At 56.5% G+C, this 18913-nt stretch carries 15 protein-coding genes and 1 pseudogene; 8 read left to right on the forward strand and 8 right to left on the reverse strand.

The features are described from left to right. From HEQ61_RS06560 to rfbB, 4 genes and pseudogenes are all read left to right on the forward strand, one after another. Nucleotides 1-133, forward strand: a pseudogene (locus HEQ61_RS06560) (IS5/IS1182 family transposase); the annotation flags it as partial. 231 nt (nucleotides 134-364) lie between these two features. Further along, nucleotides 365-862 (forward strand): transcription/translation regulatory transformer protein RfaH, encoded by a 498-nt coding sequence (rfaH, locus tag HEQ61_RS06565; RefSeq protein ID WP_168020093.1) that lies wholly within the window; start codon nucleotides 365-367, stop codon nucleotides 860-862. Between the two features lie 96 nt (nucleotides 863-958). Then, nucleotides 959-2893 (forward strand): polysaccharide biosynthesis protein, encoded by a 1935-nt coding sequence (locus HEQ61_RS06570; protein ID WP_168020094.1) that lies wholly within the window; start codon nucleotides 959-961, stop codon nucleotides 2891-2893. Between the two features lie 28 nt (nucleotides 2894-2921). Further along, a complete protein-coding gene (rfbB, locus tag HEQ61_RS06575; RefSeq protein WP_168020095.1) occupies nucleotides 2922-3986 on the forward strand; it encodes a dTDP-glucose 4,6-dehydratase in 1065 nt (354 codons plus the stop codon). Nucleotides 3987-4039: 53 nt separating this feature from the next. On the opposite strand, the gene tsaD is transcribed toward rfbB, so the two are convergent. Then, nucleotides 4040-5113 (reverse strand): tRNA (adenosine(37)-N6)-threonylcarbamoyltransferase complex transferase subunit TsaD, encoded by a 1074-nt coding sequence (gene tsaD / locus HEQ61_RS06580; protein WP_168020096.1) that lies wholly within the window; start codon nucleotides 5111-5113, stop codon nucleotides 4040-4042. Nucleotides 5114-5167: 54 nt separating this feature from the next. On the opposite strand from tsaD, the gene hemC reads away from it, so the two are divergent. From hemC to HEQ61_RS06595, 3 genes are read left to right on the forward strand one after another with little or no spacing between them, the layout of a single operon-like run. Next, nucleotides 5168-6112 (forward strand): hydroxymethylbilane synthase, encoded by a 945-nt coding sequence (gene hemC / locus HEQ61_RS06585; RefSeq protein ID WP_168020098.1) that lies wholly within the window; start codon nucleotides 5168-5170, stop codon nucleotides 6110-6112. A 32-nt stretch (nucleotides 6113-6144) separates the two neighbouring features. Beyond that, nucleotides 6145-8052: a uroporphyrinogen-III synthase gene (locus HEQ61_RS06590; RefSeq protein WP_168020099.1), complete on the forward strand. Its 1908-nt coding sequence runs from the start codon at nucleotides 6145-6147 to the stop codon at nucleotides 8050-8052. 4 nt (nucleotides 8053-8056) lie between these two features. After that, nucleotides 8057-9406 carry a heme biosynthesis HemY N-terminal domain-containing protein gene (locus tag HEQ61_RS06595; protein ID WP_168020100.1) on the forward strand — a complete coding sequence of 450 codons (1350 nt, stop codon included), beginning with the start codon at nucleotides 8057-8059 and terminating at the stop codon, nucleotides 9404-9406. 208 nt (nucleotides 9407-9614) lie between these two features. On the opposite strand, the gene gcvPB is transcribed toward HEQ61_RS06595, so the two are convergent. From gcvPB to HEQ61_RS06625, 6 genes are all read right to left on the reverse strand, one after another. Beyond that, entirely contained in the window at nucleotides 9615-11120 is a 1506-nt protein-coding gene (gene gcvPB / locus HEQ61_RS06600) for an aminomethyl-transferring glycine dehydrogenase subunit GcvPB (RefSeq protein WP_168020101.1), read from the reverse strand. After that, nucleotides 11117-12463 (reverse strand): aminomethyl-transferring glycine dehydrogenase subunit GcvPA, encoded by a 1347-nt coding sequence (gcvPA, locus tag HEQ61_RS06605; protein ID WP_168020102.1) that lies wholly within the window; start codon nucleotides 12461-12463, stop codon nucleotides 11117-11119. The genes gcvPB and gcvPA overlap by 4 nt, the downstream gene beginning before the upstream one ends. 20 nt (nucleotides 12464-12483) lie before the next feature. Then, complete coding sequence (gcvH, locus tag HEQ61_RS06610; RefSeq protein ID WP_168020103.1) at nucleotides 12484-12864, reverse strand: glycine cleavage system protein GcvH; 381 nt, start codon at nucleotides 12862-12864, stop codon at nucleotides 12484-12486. A 6-nt stretch (nucleotides 12865-12870) separates the two neighbouring features. Then, a complete protein-coding gene (gcvT, locus tag HEQ61_RS06615; RefSeq protein ID WP_322099213.1) occupies nucleotides 12871-14007 on the reverse strand; it encodes a glycine cleavage system aminomethyltransferase GcvT in 1137 nt (378 codons plus the stop codon). Nucleotides 14008-14123: 116 nt separating this feature from the next. Next, complete coding sequence (locus tag HEQ61_RS06620; protein ID WP_168020104.1) at nucleotides 14124-14684, reverse strand: hypothetical protein; 561 nt, start codon at nucleotides 14682-14684, stop codon at nucleotides 14124-14126. A gap of 80 nt (nucleotides 14685-14764) precedes the next feature. Further along, complete coding sequence (locus HEQ61_RS06625) at nucleotides 14765-16132, reverse strand: TldD/PmbA family protein (protein WP_168020105.1); 1368 nt, start codon at nucleotides 16130-16132, stop codon at nucleotides 14765-14767. Between the two features lie 459 nt (nucleotides 16133-16591). Here HEQ61_RS06625 and HEQ61_RS11505 point away from each other — a divergent pair, with 459 nt between their 5' ends. Then, the gene (locus HEQ61_RS11505; RefSeq protein ID WP_168020106.1) at nucleotides 16592-18082 is read left to right on the forward strand and encodes a PAS domain-containing protein; all 1491 of its coding nucleotides are present in this window, start codon (nucleotides 16592-16594) and stop codon (nucleotides 18080-18082) included. On the opposite strand, the gene HEQ61_RS06635 is transcribed toward HEQ61_RS11505, so the two are convergent. After that, on the reverse strand, nucleotides 18079-18888 hold the full coding sequence (locus tag HEQ61_RS06635; RefSeq protein WP_209315649.1) for an alpha/beta hydrolase: 810 nt from the start codon (nucleotides 18886-18888) through the stop codon (nucleotides 18079-18081). The two genes, HEQ61_RS11505 and HEQ61_RS06635, sit on opposite strands and share 4 nt — an antisense overlap. Nucleotides 18889-18913 lie beyond the last annotated feature (25 nt).

The following is an 18913-nucleotide window of genomic DNA, read 5'->3' on the forward strand; positions in this document are numbered from 1 at the left end:
AGACCGCCACCTGATCGAAAACGCCTTCTGTCGCATCAAGGACTTCCGCCGCGTCGCAACCCGCTATGACAAACTCGACAGAAACTTCCTCTCCGACGTCGCTCTCGCAACCCTCCTCGCATTCTGGATATGAGTAAGGCTGGAGCCTAGAGTGTTGGGGGTTCCTGGCATTATATAGCTTATAAGTCTCAGTGCGTTTGGGTTGATCATGTATAATCACGGTCTTTGCGCCATTACATCTATAGGCGGTGCGCCGTCGCAAGATCCCTCTTGATACCACTGCCTGCCAATGATAGCACGTGTGGCTGATCTTTATGCGTCAGCCGATATCCGGCCTAGTCTGCTCGGAACAGGGACAACGAGTATGCAGTGGTATTTGATTCACGCCAAGCCAAGGCAAGAACAGCGTGCCCTTCTTAATTTGGAACGTCAGGGGTATTCTTGCTACTTGCCGCTTCTCTCTCGTGAAAGAATCATCCAGAGAGAGAAAAAAGTTGTCCAGGAACCGCTCTTTCCCCGCTATTTGTTTGTCCGCTTGGATGGGGGAAGTCCGGCAAGGGGATTGGCCCCTGTGCGCTCTACTTTGGGTGTGAGTCGCTTGGTCAGTTTTGGGGCTGAGCCGGCGCGTATTGACGGGCAGTTAGTAGAGTTCTTGAAGCTCAGGGAATCTAGGTCGCTGGCGAGTCCTGAATCTGTTTTCCAGTCTGGCGAGCGCGTTCTTCTTTCGGATGGGCCTTTTGCTGGTATAGAGGCTGTGTATCAGATAGATGACGGTGAACAGAGGGCTATGGTGCTCATCGAGTTTCTGAGCAAGCCCGTTATGTTGCGCGTGTCCCAAGCCAGTCTGCGCAAGATTGTCTGATCTGGCTGGGGCCTGTTTTCCGTGAAGAGTCCAGATGTCGGTTTGTCTGTATCGTTCCTTGTGGTAGACTCTCCCACCAACAGGTGAGTTAGCTTCTTGATTCGATGCATCTTGACCAAGGCGGCCTTGCCCGTACTGTCTCTCTCCCGGACGGCCAAGAGGTTCGTTGTTCTGGCGGTTGATGTCGGCTTGTGTGTTCTTTGCGTGTGGTTGGCGCTGGGAATACGGCTGGGGTCTTTTGTCGAATTGTCCGGGCCTGCGCTGTGGGCCAGCCTTCTTGCTGCGGCGACAGCTCTCCCTGTTTTTGTTGTTTTTGGACTGTATCGGGCCGTCTTTCGGTATGCGGGGTGGCAAGCCCTGATAGCCATGACCTCGGCTACCGCTGTTTTTGGTCTTGTCTATGCGACGTGTGTCGCGGTGATTGGCATTCCGGGTATTCCGCGTACGGTCGGTATTCTTGTTCCTGTCCTTGTTTTGTTATGTGTCGGTGCGTCACGAGCCATGGCCCGTCTTTGGCTTGGTGGTTTGTATCAGGATCAGATGCGTCGTGCCGCCTTGCCCCGTTCGCTGATCTATGGTGCAGGATCGACCGGGCGCCGCCTTGCTGCCGCAATGGCCAACAGTCAGGATCGCTGCGTAATCGGTTTCTTGGATGATGATGACCGCCTGCACGGCCATAGGCTGGATGGACTCTCTCTGTACGGCCCTGATGATCTGTCCAGTCTGGTCGCGACCCTTGATATTCGTGAGGTTATCCTTGCCCTGCCATCCATACCGCGTGAACGTCGCAACCAGATACTCGCACACCTGCTGAAAGCCGGTGTCGCTGTCCGTACTGTTCCTGAGGACCCTTCTCATCCTGCTATAGTCGTGGATCTGGATGTTGATGATGTTCTGATGCGGGAGACGACAGCGCCAAACCATATTCTTCTGTCGCGCTATGTGTCAGGAAGAGTTGTTCTGGTAACAGGCGCGGGGGGAGTGATCGGCAGTGAGCTGTGCCGCCAGCTGATGCGTCTTGAACCGCAGACGATTCTTCTGGTTGATCACAGTGAGTATACACTTGCGCCTTTGTATCGGTCCTTGCTTCACGTTACAGATGAGACTTCCGTTCGTCTGATTCCACTTTTGGCATCGGTCTGTGATGAAGATCGCATGCATGAAATTATGGCAACCTGGAAGCCTGATATCATCTATCATGCTGCTGCTTACAAGAATGATGCCTTGGTTGAACATAACCCGGTCGAGGCGATCAAGATCAATACGCTGGGGGTATTGACCGTTGCCAAGGCCGCTCTGGAACGTGGTGTTCCAAATTGTGTGTTGGTCAGCACAGACCAAGCCATGTGCCCGACAAAAATTATGGGTGCCAGCAAAAGGTTGGCGGAAATGATTTTGCAGTCTTTGGCAATGGAAAAGGGTGCGACCTGTTTTTCATCTGTTCGGTTTGGTGTGGTCTTTGATCCCTCTGATGCCATTTTGCCTCGCATGTATCGCCAGATTCGTGAAGGTGGCCCGGTGCTGATTTCTCATCCGCAGGATGCCCGCTGTTTCATGAGAGTGGAGGAGGCCGCTTGTCTGATCATTCAGGCTGCTGCATTAAGCCGTGGGGGGGAGATTTTTCGTCTGGATATGGGGCAGCCAGTTCTTTTGAGTGACCTTGCCCGACGTATGATTGCCTTCGCTGGTCTAACTGTCCGGGAAGACGAGAACCCGGACGGGACTATAAGGATTGATGCAACTGCCCTTGGTCCCACGGTGAGGCCCTGCTCTGAATCTGACTCTGCTATCCGCACGTCTCATCCCCGTATCTTGATGGATTATGAACCGGATGTTCCAGTGTGGTCGTCTTTGCAGGACAAGCTGGATGCATTTTCCTTGGCGCTTGCCGTAAATGATGTAGGTGTGGGGCGCCGTATGCTTGAACAAATGGTTCCATCCTATCAGCCAAGTCAGGAGATTGTGGATTGGGTTCTCCTTGAACAGGAAGCGGAAGCCGACACCTTGGAGGGTAATGGTGACCGTGGGTGATTAAGATCGTTTGAAGGGGTAGGGGGGAATGCTTCTGGTCACTGGTGGTGCCGGGTTTATAGGTTCAAATTTCATTCTCGATTGGCTTGCCGTTTCTGATGAGCCAATCGTCAATCTCGATAAGCTGACCTATGCCGGGAATATCCAGAATCTGGATGCCTTGCGCCATGATACCCGCCATATCTTTACTCGGGGTGATATCGGTGATCATGATCTTGTATCGGATTTGTTGTCTCGCTACCAACCGCGCGCCGTGATCAACTTTGCCGCCGAGTCCCACGTTGATCGTTCGATTGATGAGCCAGATGCTTTTATCCAGACCAACATTGTGGGGACTTTCCGTCTTCTGGAGGCGGTTCGTGTTTTCTACGGGTGCATGACCGCCACAATGCAGGCGCGTTTTCGCTTTCTCCATGTATCGACAGATGAGGTTTACGGGTCTCTGGACGAAAAGGCGCCAGCGTTCACAGAGGACAACCGTTATATGCCCAACAGTCCGTATGCTGCCAGCAAGGCTGCTTCTGATTATCTTGTCAGGGCGTATCACCACACCTATGGTCTTCCGGTTTTGACAACCAACTGTTCCAACAATTATGGGCCATTCCAGTTTCCTGAGAAGCTGATTCCTCTTTGCATCCATAATGCACTGGCCGGCAAGCCGTTGCCGATTTACGGGGACGGGCGGAATATCCGTGACTGGCTGTATGTGAAGGATCACGGTGCAGCGATCCGCAGGGTTCTGGAGGTTGGTGTGCCGGGTGGGACCTATAATATTGGCGGATGCAGCGAGAGTACAAATCTGGATCTTGTCCGGATGTTGTGCGGGATCCTGGACGAGCAGAGTCCCCGTGCCGATGGTGCTTCATACCTTGAGCAGATCACATATGTTCGGGACCGTCCCGGGCATGATCACCGCTACGCCATCGATGCCACAAAGATTCGCAATGAGCTTGGATGGTATCCTGCCGAAAGTCTTGATACAGGCTTGCGCAAGACGGTGCGCTGGTACTTGGAGCATCAGGGCTGGTTGTTGCAGGTTACAAGTGGTGCCTATCGTGAATGGGTCCATCATCATTACGAGCCAAGCAGCTAGGGCTGGTTTGGACCTTGCCCCCAGGTATGGCGCAGTGCCTTTTGTTTCACCCTTCAGGCTTTGACGGCACCGGCCCCGGTTGATTGTGGGGCGTTCGGATCCAGTGGCCAGCGTGGTCTGGGCCGGAAATCCAGAGGGTCCGTGTGTCCCCGTTTCAGATGCTCTGCCCCTGCCCAGGCGATCATTGCGGCGTTGTCCGTACACCATCGCAGGGGAGGGGCGACAAATTCAAGGCCGTGCCGTGTTGCCGCATCCTGCAACATCTGGCGCAGTGCTATATTGGCGGCGACGCCACCGGCTGCAACCAAGGTTTGCCCTTCCGGCCATTGATCCCGGAACAGGCGGATGGCGCGGTGTATGCGGTCGGATACGGCATCAACCACCGCGGCCTGGAATTCGGCAGCCAGATCTTGGCGGTCTTCTTCGGACAGGGGGCCTGGTGGTCGTTTCTCCACGGTCTGTCGTACGCTGGTTTTCAGCCCCGAGAAACTGAAGTCACATCCCGGGCGCCCTTTCATGGGGCGAGGCAGCCGGAAGCGGCCAGCCTTGCCCAAGGCGGCAGCTTGCTCCAGGGCTGGCCCACCCGGGTAGCCCAGGCCAAGCATCTTGGCTACCTTGTCAAAGGCTTCCCCCGCGGCATCGTCAATTGTGGTGCCCAGCCGGTGGCAGTGACCAACATCTTCCACCACCAGAATTTGGCAATGTCCGCCTGAAACCAGCAGCAGCAGGTACGGGAATGCGACGTCATGACTCAGGCGTGGGGTCAGGGCGTGACCTTCAAGATGGTTGACCGCGATAAAGGGACGCTTATGGACCATGGCCAGGGTCTTGGCCGTCATGACCCCCACAATGACCCCCCCGATCAGACCCGGCCCGCCGGTGGCGGCAATACCGTCCAGATCCGCAAATGTGCATCCGGCCTGGGCCATGGCTTCGTGTACCATGCGATCAATGTGGTCGAGGTGGGACCGCGCGGCAATCTCGGGCACAACGCCGCCATATGCCCTGTGCTCATCCAGCTGGCTCAGGATGGATTCACCGCGTATGCGCTGGCCACAGGGTGCATGGCTGTCCACGATTGCGGCCGCTGTTTCATCGCAGCTGGTTTCAATGCCCAGAACACGCATGATGCTGATTTAGTCCTTCACTTGCCCGAAGCAAGCCCTTACAACACAGGAGCTATGAATGCCACAGAGAAAGTACGCATCGGTACCCGCGGAAGTCCCCTCGCGCTTGCACAGGCACACGAGGTACGCGCCCGTTTGGCAGCGTCCTGTCCGTCTCTGGCCGCGTCGGGGGCTGTTGATGTTGTTGTAATCCGGACGACAGGGGACGCCATTCAGGACCGACCACTTTCCGAAATCGGGGGCAAAGGCCTTTTCACACGTGAGCTGGATGAAGCCATGTTGCGTGGCGATATTGATCTGGCTGTCCATTCGATGAAAGATGTGCCGACGGTTCTGCCTGATGGTATTGACCTGCCCTGCATGTTGGAGCGTGAAGATCCGCGCGATGCGTTTTTGTCCCTGAGGGCGTCGTGTTTGGCAGACTTGCCGTCTGGCTCTGTGGTGGGGACGGCCTCCCTGCGGCGCCAGGCCCAGATTCTCGCGCGTTTTCCTCATCTCCGGGTTCAGATTCTGCGTGGTAATGTCCAGACCAGAATGCAGCGTCTGGAAGAAGGGGTTGTGGATGCAACCCTGCTGGCCTTGGCTGGCTTGCGTCGGCTGGGTCTGGATAACCGTGCAACGTCTGTTCTTGATGCGGATGAAATGCTGCCTGCTGTTGCGCAGGGGGCTATTGGTATAACATGCCGTGCCAGTCACCGGGCCATGTATGATATCCTCCAGCCCCTGAGCCATCTGCCGACCATGATTCGTGTTTCCTGCGAACGTTCTTTCCTGCAAATCCTGGATGGATCCTGCCGGACCCCGATTGCCGGATTGGCCGAGTTGATAGAGGATGGAACACGTCTCTTTCTGAGGGGATTTGTTGCCAATCCGGATGGATCGGGTGTTCGCGCCGGTGTCCGTACTGGTTTGGCGGAAGATGCGATCCGTCTGGGGCGTGAGCTGGCGATGGAGCTTGCGGCCAGTCCTCGTGGCACGACGTATGGTATGGGTGGATGATGATCTGTCCGGAAGGTCAAGGGGAGCAGACAATGCGGGTTCTGGTAACACGGCCAACAGAGGATGCGGAGCGCCTGGCAGTCCCGTTGCGTGCGCTGGGCATAGGCGTAATGACAGCACCGTTGTTGGCGGTTGTTGATCATACCCCTGATTCGTTGCCGGATCTTGGGGCTGCGGGTGGTCTTCTTCTGACCAGCGCCAATGGCGCCCGTGCCCTGAAGCGTCTTCTGCATCGCTCCCCGGCTGTTGGTGACGCTGTTTATGCTGTTCCGGTTCTCGCGGTTGGTGAGCATACGGCTTGCGTGCTGCAGGATGCAGGATTCAACAACGTGCAGTCTGCAGATGGCGATGGTGCGGCCCTGTTTGAGTTGGTCTGCCGGACTTTTGGTCCGGATGCCGGTCCTCTGTACCATCTGGCAGGAGCCGAGATTGCGGGTGATCTGGCCGGTGATCTGCGGAAGAAGGGCTACGACTGCACTCATATTCCGCTGTACGAAACACAGCCCATTCCCCTTTTGCCATCCGAGGTCGTTTCTGCGTTCCGCACCAAGGATCTGGATGGGGTTGTGCTGTGTTCGGCGCGGACCGCGAAGGTTTTTATCTCACTGGTGCGTCAGGCCGGTTTGGAAAGTCATATGGCATCGGTTACGGCTTGGTGCTTGTCCAGGGCTGTTGCCGATGCGGTATCAGATCTCAAATTTGACAAGGTGCATATCGCGGAAGCCCCGCAACAGGATTCCCTTCTGGATCTTTTCCGGAGCGTTGCCGGGGCAGGGCAGGAAGGAACGCCAACTGGGGCGACTGAGCCTGACGGAGGTGTCGGGCGTGCCAAACAGGGCGGGACGACGCGCTGGCGTATTCCTGTTCTTGCTCTTGGTGTGCTCGTTGCTTTGGTTTTGGTTGGTTCGGGATGGCTGTCGTCTGTGTTCCCGCGTTTGTCTGTTCCCCTTGATCTTCCGTTGATCTCACGGGATGCAACTGTGCCGGAAATGGCAGATGTCGCTGCCTTGCGCGGGGAGCTGGATGATGTGCGTGCGGCGCTGGGCAATATGCGCCAGACGCTTGACCAGACCCGGTACCGGTTGGCCTTGGCCGAGCAGCAGATACAGCAGGGTCTTTCCGATCTTGCCTTGGATCCAGAGGGTGAGTCTGAGCCGGGAGCCGATGACAATTCCCTGCAAGAGAGGATGAATGCCCTTCAGGCAGCCTTGCAGGGTATAGAGGCGCGCATGCTGCCCCCCCGCGATGATGCGATCAATGCCATGGGGCGCCGGATTGATGAATTGTCACGTGACCGAATTGGCGCAGGGACTGTTCTTGGTCTTGCCGATCGTGTTGCGGCAATGGAGGAACAGGTGCGTCGGACCTCCGGCCGTCAGGAACGTGTGGTGGCTTTTCTGCTGGCTGTCGGTCAGCTACGTGAGGCTATCGATACAGGCAGGCCTTATGGCTTGTCTCTGCGAACAGTGCGGGCCCTTATGCCTGAAGGTGTTGACCCGACTCTTTCTCTTTCTACACTGCACGATTATGCCGACAGCGGTATTGCTACGCCGGTTGCACTGGATCGTCAGCTTTCAGACCTGGTTCCGGCGATTATCCGTGCCGGTTATGGACCGGATGATCAGTCGGCATGGTGGGCGCGGACCGTGGATGCTCTGACCTCTGTTGTTTCTGTTCGTCGCGTTGATGGTGCTGATGTGGCCGAATTTCCGGCGGCTGTGACAGCCCGTGCGGTTGAGGCAGCCTCCGGTGGTGATCTTGCCTCTGCTGTGGCGGAGTTGTCGCGCCTGTCCGGTCAGGCTGTCGAGGTTGCCCAGCCATGGATCCAGATGGCTCAAGCCCGTCTTGCCGCCAATGCAGCCCTTGAGGTGTTGACTGACGAGGCTGTTGTGCGCCTGGGGACTGGTGATCCATTGCCTCCACGGAAGTCGGAGGGATAAGGGGATGGTTTTCGGTTTGCTGCGTTGGCTGGTCACGGTTGCGATTTTTGTTGCCTTGGCCGTCTGGTTGGCCCGGAATCCAGGAATGGTTTCCGTGCAGTGGCTGGGGTGGCGGGCAGATACCAACGTCCCTTTTCTTCTGATCCTGTTGGTCCTATCCGTGGGGCTTGTCTTCTGGCTTTACGGTATGTTTCGCCGGATTGTATCGCTGCCGTCAACGGTTGGTAGCTGGATGGAGCGTCGCCGTCTGAGAGAGGGGGTAGCCGCTCTTGGCTATGGCTATGCTGCGGCCTTGGCTGGTGATGCTGTTGGTTTGCGTCGTGCGGTTCGTACTGCCCGTCGTGATTTGGGCAGTGATTCTGCGGTGCTTTTTCTTTCAGCGCAGTCGGCCGAGATTGCGGGGGATCATGCGGCAGCTGCCAACATTCTGGCAGGTCTTCTCGATGTCCCCGAGGTACGCCCTGCTGCCTTGAAATCCTTGGCAAGAATGGCCGGGCGTTCCGGGCACCATGCGGAACAGAAGCGCCTGGCCCAAGAGGCTTTTGACCTTAATCCGCGTCTGGACTGGGCAGCTTCCATGTTGTTGGAGTGCCAGGTTCGGGACCACGACTGGGAGGGAGCCCTGTCTACGGCAGAGCTTGGACAGAAACTTGGTGTTCTGGAGTGGAGGCAGAGCGTCAGTGCTGTGTCTGCTTTCCGGACGGCATATGCTGAAATCCTGTTGGAACGCGGTGATACCAGCGCCGCACGACGGAATGCCCGAAAGGCCATGCGTCAGGACCGTCATTTCCTGCCAGCTGTCCTGACACTTGTGCGTGTCTTGGGGAGGGAAGGAGCCCCAGCCAAGGCTATGTCCCTGATCCGTGATGTCTGGCCGGATATGGCACATCCTGCTCTTGCCACCGCTTTTCTGGAGTTATGCGCGCGTGAGCCGGAGTTGCAGCGCGTGGCCCGGGTCAAGACATTGACCGACAGGGCTCCTTCACATCCGGAAAGCGCTTTCCTTCTGGCTACGGTTTCCCTGGAAGCCAAGCTGTGGGGGCAAGCGCGGTCGGCTTTGGAGGGATTGTATCGCAACGGACTTGAAGATCCGCGCCTTGCATCTTTGATGGCTTTGATCGAAGAGGATGAAAAGAAAGACTCTGCCAGGGCGGCCCTTTGGCTCCGGCGTGCTGCCCAATGGTCCCTTGGCCGTTCCCCTGATCCGACTCCTGTCTCAGCCCGGGCTTGGCTTTATTCCGTGTTTCTGACTTCAGCCCCTGCCTCACTGTCTGCCCTGCCTGCTCCGCATCCGGAAACAGGGGATGAGGCAGACAGAAAAACCCCGGCACCCGGAGATATCTCACTGCCCTGAGATGTCTCGACGGGTAACCGGGGTAAAGTGCCCTTCTCTCTGCTCTCACTCCTTTACCAGCAAAAGGCGGGCCAGATGGGGGTATGGCAGGATTCTGCCCGAGGTCCCAATTTTTCATGACCAGTCTTCGCAAAATGCAAACCAAGGTGCAAATCTGCAGCATACTTCCCGGTCGCGGGGTCTTTGGGTTTTATCGTGTCTTGATATATCAGGTTTTGTGGGGGGACCAGCGAAGAACAGGTGTACGGGCTGCACGGGTTTCATCCAGCCGCCGCCGTGGTGTGTAGACGGGTGCTTGATGAAAGCGTTCGGCCTGGCCTTGCCGGATTGCGGCAACCAGGCTGCGAACGGTTTCTATGAATGTATCCAGGGTTGCTTTGCTCTCGGTTTCTGTTGGTTCTATCAACAAGGCCCCCTGAACCACCAAAGGGAAGTATATGGTCATGGGGTGGAACCCTTCATCAATCAGGGCCTTGGCAAAATCCAGTGTGCTGACGCCCGTATCTTTCAGGAAACGGTCATCAAACAGGACTTCGTGCATAACCGGTCCTGTGAAGGGCGCTGACAATACATCGCCCAGTTGGGCCAGAAGATAGTTGGCGTTCAGCACGGCATCGCCGGATGCCTGTTGCAGCCCGTCCAGTCCCATGGACATCATGTAGGCCATGGCGCGTACAAACATGCCAAACTGCCCATGGTATCCCTTGAGCCTTCCAAAGGGGCTGTTTCCGTCTGCGCGCGCTTCGTTCTCTGTTTCAATCAGGCGGAATCCTTCAGGGTATCGCTTGACGTAAGGTACCGGGGCAAAACGTGCCAGTGCCTCGGACAGGACCGTTGGACCAGATCCTGGTCCGCCGCCCCCATGTGGTGTAGAAAACGTTTTGTGCAGGTTGATATGCATGGCATCCGCGCCAAGATCCGCAATCCGGACCCGCCCGACCAGGGCATTGAAGTTTGCCCCGTCCATGTACACAAACCCGCCGGCACGATGGACCTCTTCAGCGATCGCCGCCATCTCACTCTCAAACAGCCCGCAGGTATTCGGGTTGGTAATCATGATGGCAGCGACATGGGGGCCCAGACGCTCCCGCACGGCCTTTACCGAAACACGCCCACTGCTTTCTGCAGGAATACTTTCCACCCGAAACCCACACAGGGTGGCTGTGGCCGGATTGGTGCCATGTGCGCTCTGTGGGACCAGAACCGTTCTGCGTGCGTCCTGCCTTTCATCCAGTGCGGCCCGGATGGCCATCATCCCGCACAGCTCCCCGTGCGCCCCTGCGGCGGGCGAAAGAGCAACAGCAGCCATTCCTGTCAGTTCTTTCAGCCAGCTCCCCAACCTGTCCATCAGGGCCAAGGCCCCTTGGGATGTTGAAACGGGTTGGAATGGATGAATGGCAGCCAGTCCGGGAAGCCGGGCCAGTTTCTCGTTAAGCCGGGGATTGTGTTTCATAGTACACGACCCCAAGGGAAAGAAGCCCGTGTCGATCCCGAAGTTCTTCTGTGACAGCCGTGTATAGTGGCGCACGACCTGAGGCTCGGCCAATCCGGGCAGACCAATCTTTGTGGTGCGTCGCATTGATCCCAGTCTGGGGTGGTGTGCAGGGGCAGGGGGTAGGTCAACAGCGGTTCGTTCCGCGTGCTCGTACTCGAAGATCAGGCGCTCTTCTGTCTGAAGCCCTTTGTTACCGGTAAACGTAGACGGGGTGGTCATGCCAGTATGTCCCCCAGATGATGGACCAGAGTCCGTATCTCAGCATCGGTGTTGGTTTCTGTGACGGCCACCAGAAGAATATTCTCGACAGTCTTGTTACCGGGCCAGAAACGACTTGCCGGAATGCCGGCCAGAATATTGCGCCCGGCCAAGGCATCGACAACCGGTGCTGCCGGCTGTTTCAGCATCAGTGCAAATTCGTTGAAGAATGTTCCGGACAGAAGTGATACGCCCGGGATAGCTGCTAGGCGATCAGCCGCAGTACAGGCCAGTGCATGATTCAGCTCCGCGAGTTCTGTAAAGCCCTTGTCGCCCAAGAGGGTCATGAAGATTGAGAAGGCTGTGGCAATCAAGCCAGAGTTTGTGCAGATATTGGAGGTCGCTTTCTCACGCCGGATGTGCTGTTCCCGCGTGGAAAGAGTCAGGACAAAGCCTCGCCGCCCTTCGCTGTCGACGGTCTCTCCGCACAGGCGTCCAGGCATTTGACGGACAAATGCGTTCCGGGTTGCAAACAGCCCGACCCCAGGCCCCCCGAATCCGGGCGGTATGGCGAGGCTCTGCCCCTCTCCAACCACGATGTCAGCCCCCATTGCGCCGGGCGGTTTCACTATGCCCAGGCTCAGCGGTTCACAGACAGCAACCACCAAAAGAGCCCCTGCGGCATGCAGGGCATTGGCCAAGTCTGTGGTGTCATACAGGTGCCCGAAGAAACCCGGTGTCTGTACGATGATACAGGCAACATCTGCAGCGACATACTTCAGCAGATCCTCCTGATTCATTGGATCCGGGGGCAGGGTCTCGACGTCTATGGCGGTGTGTTTGAGGAAGGTGTGTGTTGTGGACGAGAAGTGCGGGTGCACCTGACCGGATATCACAACCCGCGAACGCCCGGTAATCCGTGCTGCCATGGCCGCAGCCTCGGCACAGGCGGTTGCACCGTCATACAGCGAGGCGTTGGCCACCTCCATGCCTGTGATCATGGCCACCTGGGTCTGGAACTCGAAAAGGACCTGCAAGGTTCCCTGGGCAATTTCGGGCTGGTATGGCGTATAGGCGGTCATGAACTCGCCCCGCTGGATCAGATAATCCAGTGCGGCAGGAACGTGGTGGAAGTAGTTCCCGGCTCCCAGGAAGGCAGATCCCTTGGTACGGTCCAGATTTCGTGCTGCCAGCGCCTGGATTTCCCGTTCTACATCCATTTCGCAGCGTGACCCGGGCAGATGACGTGGTGCATTGTCCCGTGCGGCTTGTGGGATAGACTGGAACAGATCTTCGATGGACCCGGCCCCGATACGATCCAGCATCTGTCGCCGGTCTTCTTCTGTGAGTGGCAGGTAACGCATGGCCCGCTCCTGCGTTATGGTCAGTCCTGGAGCGTGCCTGTAAGGGCAGCATATTCATCCCGCCTCATCAAGGAGGCGAGTTCACCCGGGTTGGACAGGGTGATGCGGAACAACCAGCCATCAGATTCGGCGGCCCTGTTGACCAGCCCCGGATCCTGCGTTAGCTGCACATTGGTCTCTGTAACGCGGCCCGAGACGGGTGTGTATACATCGGATGCAGCTTTGACGGATTCGATAACGGCTGTTTCCTGTCCCTGCGTGACCGTATGGCCGGAGTCTGGAAGATCGACAAATACGATATCTCCCAGGCGACCCTGTGCAAAATTGGTAATGCCGACCGTTCCCTGTTGTCCGTCGACCAGGATCCACTCATGTTCCTTGGTAAAATACACGTCAGCCATCCGTTCCTATCCCCGATGATAACGATGAGCGACAAAAGGCAGTTTTACAGCATGTGCCTGCACCGTACGGCCCCGGATCAGTAGATTCAGGTTGGTGCCGGGCTTGCTGAATGCGGTGTCCACGTATCCCATGGCAATGGGACGTTCCAACGTCGGAGAGAAACTGCCGCTGGTTATCGTTCCAACCGGCGTTCCATCGGGGGCTTGTATAACGGTTCCAGCCCGTGCGGGGGCCCGTCCTTCCGGCAGGATTCCGACCCGGAGACGCGGTGGGCGATCTTGTATCTGTGACAGGATGATGTCTGCACCAGGAAACCCAGCATTGCTGCGCCGTCGTTTTCCGATGGCAAACGTCAGGTCTGCTTCGACCGGGGTTGTCTCTGGAGTGATGTCTGCCCCGTGCAGGGGAAGCCCGGCTTCAAGCCGCAGGGTATCCCGGGCCCCCAAACCCGCTATGTTGACATCCGGATGCTCAAGAAGATGGCGCATCAGGCGTTCGGCATGGGATGTCGGGGCCGAAATCTCGAATCCATCCTCCCCCGTGTAGCCAGACCGGGTTACGAAACACGGGATACCATCCAGTGTCAGTGGCCCCGCATCCATGAACACCATTGACGCTGCAGCCGGTGCAAAGTGCGACAAGACGCGCCCCGCACGAGGGCCTTGCAGCGCAAGCAGGATACGGTCAGGAAACGTGATGCTGATGTTTGGCCCTGCCAGAGATTTCAGGACTGGGAAAATGACCTGTTTGTTGCCTGCGTTGGTTACGCAAAGCCACCGGTGCTGCCCATCGCTTCCTGCCCCCATATTGGCAACCATAATATCATCCAGAATGCCTCCACGGTCATTGAGGACAAGAGTATAGCGCTGACGGCCTGGTTTCAGCTCTTTCAGTGAACCCGGGCAGACAGTTTCCAGTGTTTCGGCAATGTTGCGGCCGGACAGGACAGCCTGTCCCATGTGTGAGACATCGAACAGCGCGGCAGACCTGCGACAGTGGAGATGTTCGGCAAGGATGCCCTGTTCGTAATGCAGGGGCATCGTGTAGCCGGAAAAAGGCCCCATGCGCGCACCCAGCGAACGGTGCAGTCCATCCAGGGCAAGGTCTTGACACTGATGAAGATCAACCACGGTCTCAGACACAGTCACAGCCTCCGGGGTCAGGTTACCCGATCTTGAGGTTGGCACGATCGGATTATGCTTTCTTCATGGCTCCATACATCACTTCTTGTCGCACACTGACGGTGTGTATTGATGGGTCAACGCGTCTTGGGGCGGCGATTATGGTGCAGTTCATGTGGTTCCAGCTGAAAGCCGACGTAAACCGGAGTATCTGCAGGATTACGTCCTTTCAGAGGCAGATTGATGCGTACCTCTGTATCACGAATCATCATGGTGGGTACATTGCCGTCCGGATAGCGGAACGTAACCGGGAAAACCTGTTTCCCTGCGGTATCGGGGAAAAAGGCGGGAATGGCAACAAAGTACTGGAACGTACCTGTTTCTTCAGAGGCTGCCGGTCCTTTGCTGACAGCAAACAGCACCTTCATCCGTATATCCATGCTGTCCGTTTTGGCATCGTAGCCGCAATCACCGGAGAAATCGACCAGCTCGGACTGGAATACGATATCCGTCAAATCCTGTCCCCTGTCGTTGCGGAAACGGGTCAGGCTGGCCGTATCCTTGTCAATACGGACATCAGGGCATGTCGGTGAGGACGTATCTTTTCCGAAGCATCCCGCCAAGGCAAGAGAAAGCATGGAGAAGGTGATAGCAGTTGCTTGACGACACAGAACCAAGGCACGCGAAGGACTCATCATATCTCTCGATCAAACCAGACAGGAGTGAAGGTGTAACGTGTTTCTGTTTTCCCTGCAACGCATGGTGCCGGAACTGGATGTCATGATCCTGCGATCGTCATACCCTCCACGCAGACAGATGGAGAGTCGGTTCCCTGAAGGAATTCCAGGTCATTGGCCGGAACCATGGTGCGGAACATGTCTTTCAGGTTTCCGGCAATAGTAATTTCATGGACCGGGAAGGCGATTTGTCCCTTTTCAATCCAGAACCCTGAACATCCACGGGAATAATCCCCGGTAACCATGTTGACACCCTGTCCGAACAGGTCCGTGACCATAAGCCCTGTCCCGATCCGGGCCAGCATGGCATCAAGGCTTTCCTTGCCGGGTTCCAGCCAGACATTGGAAACCCCGGGCGACGGTGGCGCGGAAACCCCGCGTACGGCATGTCCTGTACTTTTGAGACCCAATTGCCGGGCGGATGCAAGGTCCATGGTCCAGGTGGTCAGAACCCCGTCCTCGATCAGGCGGCGTCGCACCGTTGGCAGACCTTCGGCATCAACCGGGCGTGATCGCAGCCCCCGCGGACGGTGAGGGTCTTCAGTGATGTGTATGCCGGGCGAAAACACCATCTGGCCGAGAGAGTCTTTCAGAAACGATGTGCCACGTGCGATGGAGGCTCCATTGATGGCTCCGCACAGGCTTCCAACCAGCCCGCGGGCAACCCGTGGCTCGAACACGACGGGCACCTTGCACGTCTTGATCTTGCGTGCCCCCAGCCTGCGTACCGTGCGTTCTCCTGCCTTGCGCCCCACGCTCTGTGGATCAACCAGATCAGACAACCAGACCGCAGAGGTCCACTCATAATCACGTTCCATACCGTCACTACCTTCTCCGGCAATGACTGATACAGACAGTGAGGAACCTGAAGTGCGGTAGCTGTGTTCGAAGCCATTGGATGCGACCAGCGTGACCGTTGATGCACCCCACGAAGCATCTGCGCCTTCGGAGTTGGTAACGCCTGATACAGAGCGCGCGGCTTCTTCTGCGGCGCGTGCCATGCCGATCAATTCGTCTGCAGAAGCTTCCCTTGGGTCAAAACTGTCCAGATCCGGAATGGTGCGGGCCAGGTCAGATGGGTCAGCCAGTCCGGCAAAGTGATCTTCGGGGACGGTGCGCGCCATGGCCATGGCGCGTTCTACCAGTTCTGCAAGAGCTGCCTTGCTGCGATCTCCTGATGAGACGATAGCCTGACGTTTGCCGATCAGGACCCGAAGCCCGATATCGCCGCCTTCCGCTTGTTCCAAGGTTTCCAGTTTTCCATTCCGGCAGGTTACGGAAATGGACCGACCGTCAATCAAGAGACCGTCAGCAGCATCGGCACCTGCACGACGGGCAGACTGTACCAAGTCATCCAGGATGCCTCTGGCGTCAGGGTGGCGAACAGTCGGAATGGAAAAAGCAGTCATGGCATGGATCCGTTTTTTTTGCGGAGGCAGGCGAGTGAGCGCCGTGTGTGCAGGGCACATGTGTAGCAGTTTTTTTTCAGCATGTATTGCTGTTGTTGAGCATGGGAAACCCTGCACAGAGAGTGTGACGCGGCCTTGTTTGTTCAGCCTTGTTTGTGGTCGGCTTGTTCCAGCTGCCCTGGTGAACGTTTTCACTTTATATAGGGGTGATATGCAGGTGTGTGTGTATGGCATGAGAAGGATGCGTAATAAACAAATAGTATATACAATCCATATTGTATCAGCATGAGACATTCGCTGAATTCATGTGATTAAAATCATTAATAGTTATTGTAAACAGCATATTGTGATTATATGTCTATTATGTGGCAATTATGATTGGTGGTGTGGAGCCAGCCCTGATTTATCGGTAGATTCCGCCAGACAAAACACAGCCATACAAGCATGGGGGATTCTCCGGTGTCTCAGATTCCGGGTAGCAGTGCGCTTTTCTGTCTTTTGACGGTCGCCGCAACCGTTTTCTCGCTTGGGTTTGCCTTGCGTTTCCTGGATTGCCTTGTGGGGTGGTCACGCTTGGTCGTATTTTCAGTGTATGGTGCCATGATTGTGATTGTGGCTACGCTGCTGACACTTGCTGTTTCCTTGCGGGTTCCTGATCTGGCATATGGATCTGTGATCACGGGGATAGATGCTACAGATGTGACCGGAATGGTTGTCAGCTTTTGTCTGTCTGTTCTGGTTGGTCCTCTGGTGGGATTCGGTGCTGCGCTGGCTGCTTTGCCGGTCGATATGCTGCGCCACGTAGCCAGTGGGGGATGTGTTTCCTATCTTGTTCTGTGCGGTCTTGGCCTTGGACTTGGAGTGATCTACAGGCGTCGTTCACCGTGCCATGTGCTGTCTGTCGGTTTTGTTGCTTCTGCCATGGTATGTGCTGTCTCTGTTGTTTCCTGTCTCATTGCTGTTCCTTCCGTTCCTGTCGATGTTGTTGTCTTTGAAATTACGGCTGTGGCCCTGACGACAGGCCTTCTCCTTATGGGAACCTTGGTTTTTATGCGCCGGGAACTGGGTTCCTCTGTCTCTTCTCTACGAACTGGATCTTCTTCGGCATCCGAGTCTGCGACGCACAGGAAGGCACTGGAGAAGCGGGTTCGTGAGTATTCCAGAACCCTGGAGGAAGCGGAAAGTCGCTACAACGCACTATCAGATTTGTGCCCTGATGCGCTGCTCGTTCACGTCAGTGGTTCTATTGTTTCCGCCAATGCGGCAGCAGCCAGAATCCTGGGTTATCCAGATGCCGACAGCTTGATTGGTGTGACCTTCATGACATTAGTGCCGGATGATTTGCACGACCGTGCTTCGGCTCGCACACGACTGGCCATGGGAGGGCATCCCTTGCCTTATGTTGAAGAACGCTTGTTATGTCGTGATGGATCTATTGCGCATGTCGAGGTTGGTGGGCGTCCCGTGACATTCTGCGGAGCTCGTGCTGTCATGCTGATGATACGTGATATTTCCCGCCGCCGGGAGGCTGAGGCAGCCTTGAAAGAAGGGAGTGATCGTTGGCGCCTTCTGTTCGAAAACATGCCCGATCCGATCGTGATCCTTGATCTCGATATTGGTCGAATCGAGGCAGTGAATGCCAGTGCGAGGATTTTCTTTGGTGACGTGTTCCAGAACAAGACCGATGCCGTCGATGTATCCTGGAGTCTTGCCTCGCTTTTGTGTGCGATCGCGTGCGAAACAGAAGAGACTCGTACATGCATTACCAAGGTTCTGCCGCGGGCCACGGGAATGGCAGGCCCGTCCAGTCTTTGCATTACGCGCTTCCCGTATAACGGGCGCCGCAAGGCGCTGATGCTGGTGCGTGACTCTGGTGTCGCGACAAAATCACTGTGGAGCCGCCAGTCGCCTTTCAAGAACGTGGTGCTGCCGGAGAGAGTTTGCTCTTAGGTTATGTTCTTGACCCAGTGTGTTACGTCGCGGAGCACATCTGCCCGACAGGTATCGCGGAACAGGAGGTGCCAGCCTTCCGGGTAGACAACGATCTTGCAGGATTGCGCCGGCATAACACACATTGCAGTCTGCACGGCTTTCAGTGGGATGACAGGATCATGCTTCCCGTGTAGCCACAGCAGCGGTGTTGTCACGGTTGGACAGACTGACCAAGCCTTGTCCATCAGGGCTGTAACGCCGTGCAGGGCGTCTATCCTGACATCTCTTATGACGAAAGGGTCATTTTTCCAGTACGCGAGGGTGTCCGGATTATCGCTCGGGCGTATCCGTGAGGTCCGTGTGTTCAGCGTTTTTTTGGGAAACAGGCGATTCATGACGAAAAGAAAGGCTCGGTATGTACGCGGCATGGATGCCTTGGACCAGACAGCGGGTGCAGAGAGGATAGCCCCGTCCACATGAATTTTTTCTGTTTGCGTCAGAAGACAGAGAGCGACAGCTCCGCCCATGCTTTCCCCGAAAAGAAACAGGGGCTTTTGGGGCCACAGTGCACGTATCTGGTTCAGAATACAGGTCGCATCCTGAACCAGTGCAGCATCTCCCGGCCAATGGCCTGCATCAGGATTTCGTCCGAATCCCCGCTGGTCATAGTTGTATAGGGCTATGACCTGTTCTGACAACCATGCACCGGCGCCGGCAAAGGCAGAGCTATGGTCATTGAAGCCATGCAGGCCCAGCACGATGCTGTCTGGCTCAGCCAAATCGGGCAGCCACGCCTGCATGGGCAGAGCCTTGCCGTCCCTCATGACAAAGGTGCCGGTGCTGTGCATG

Source organism: Haematospirillum sp. H4485 (assembly GCF_012102745.1).
Classification (GTDB): Bacteria; Pseudomonadota; Alphaproteobacteria; order Rhodospirillales; family Rhodospirillaceae; genus Haematospirillum.

What these genes read in the sequence shown, in the direction of transcription:
- gcvPB (WP_168020101.1), bottom strand. Translation starts at nt 11,120, where the DNA reads ATGACCACCCCGTCTACGTTTACCGGTAACAAAGGGCTTCAGACAGAA.
- gcvPA (WP_168020102.1), bottom strand. Translation starts at nt 12,463, where the DNA reads ATGCGTTACCTGCCACTCACAGAAGAAGACCGGCGACAGATGCTGGAT.
- tsaD (WP_168020096.1), bottom strand. Translation starts at nt 5,113, where the DNA reads ATGCGTGTTCTGGGCATTGAAACCAGCTGCGATGAAACAGCGGCCGCA.
- HEQ61_RS06595 (WP_168020100.1), top strand. Translation starts at nt 8,057, where the DNA reads ATGGTTTTCGGTTTGCTGCGTTGGCTGGTCACGGTTGCGATTTTTGTT.
- hemC (WP_168020098.1), top strand. Translation starts at nt 5,168, where the DNA reads ATGAATGCCACAGAGAAAGTACGCATCGGTACCCGCGGAAGTCCCCTC.
- HEQ61_RS06635 (WP_209315649.1), bottom strand. Translation starts at nt 18,888, where the DNA reads ATGAGGGACGGCAAGGCTCTGCCCATGCAGGCGTGGCTGCCCGATTTG.
- rfbB (WP_168020095.1), top strand. Translation starts at nt 2,922, where the DNA reads ATGCTTCTGGTCACTGGTGGTGCCGGGTTTATAGGTTCAAATTTCATT.
- HEQ61_RS06620 (WP_168020104.1), bottom strand. Translation starts at nt 14,684, where the DNA reads ATGATGAGTCCTTCGCGTGCCTTGGTTCTGTGTCGTCAAGCAACTGCT.
- rfaH (WP_168020093.1), top strand. Translation starts at nt 365, where the DNA reads ATGCAGTGGTATTTGATTCACGCCAAGCCAAGGCAAGAACAGCGTGCC.
- gcvH (WP_168020103.1), bottom strand. Translation starts at nt 12,864, where the DNA reads ATGGCTGACGTGTATTTTACCAAGGAACATGAGTGGATCCTGGTCGAC.
- HEQ61_RS06625 (WP_168020105.1), bottom strand. Translation starts at nt 16,132, where the DNA reads ATGACTGCTTTTTCCATTCCGACTGTTCGCCACCCTGACGCCAGAGGC.
- HEQ61_RS06590 (WP_168020099.1), top strand. Translation starts at nt 6,145, where the DNA reads ATGCGGGTTCTGGTAACACGGCCAACAGAGGATGCGGAGCGCCTGGCA.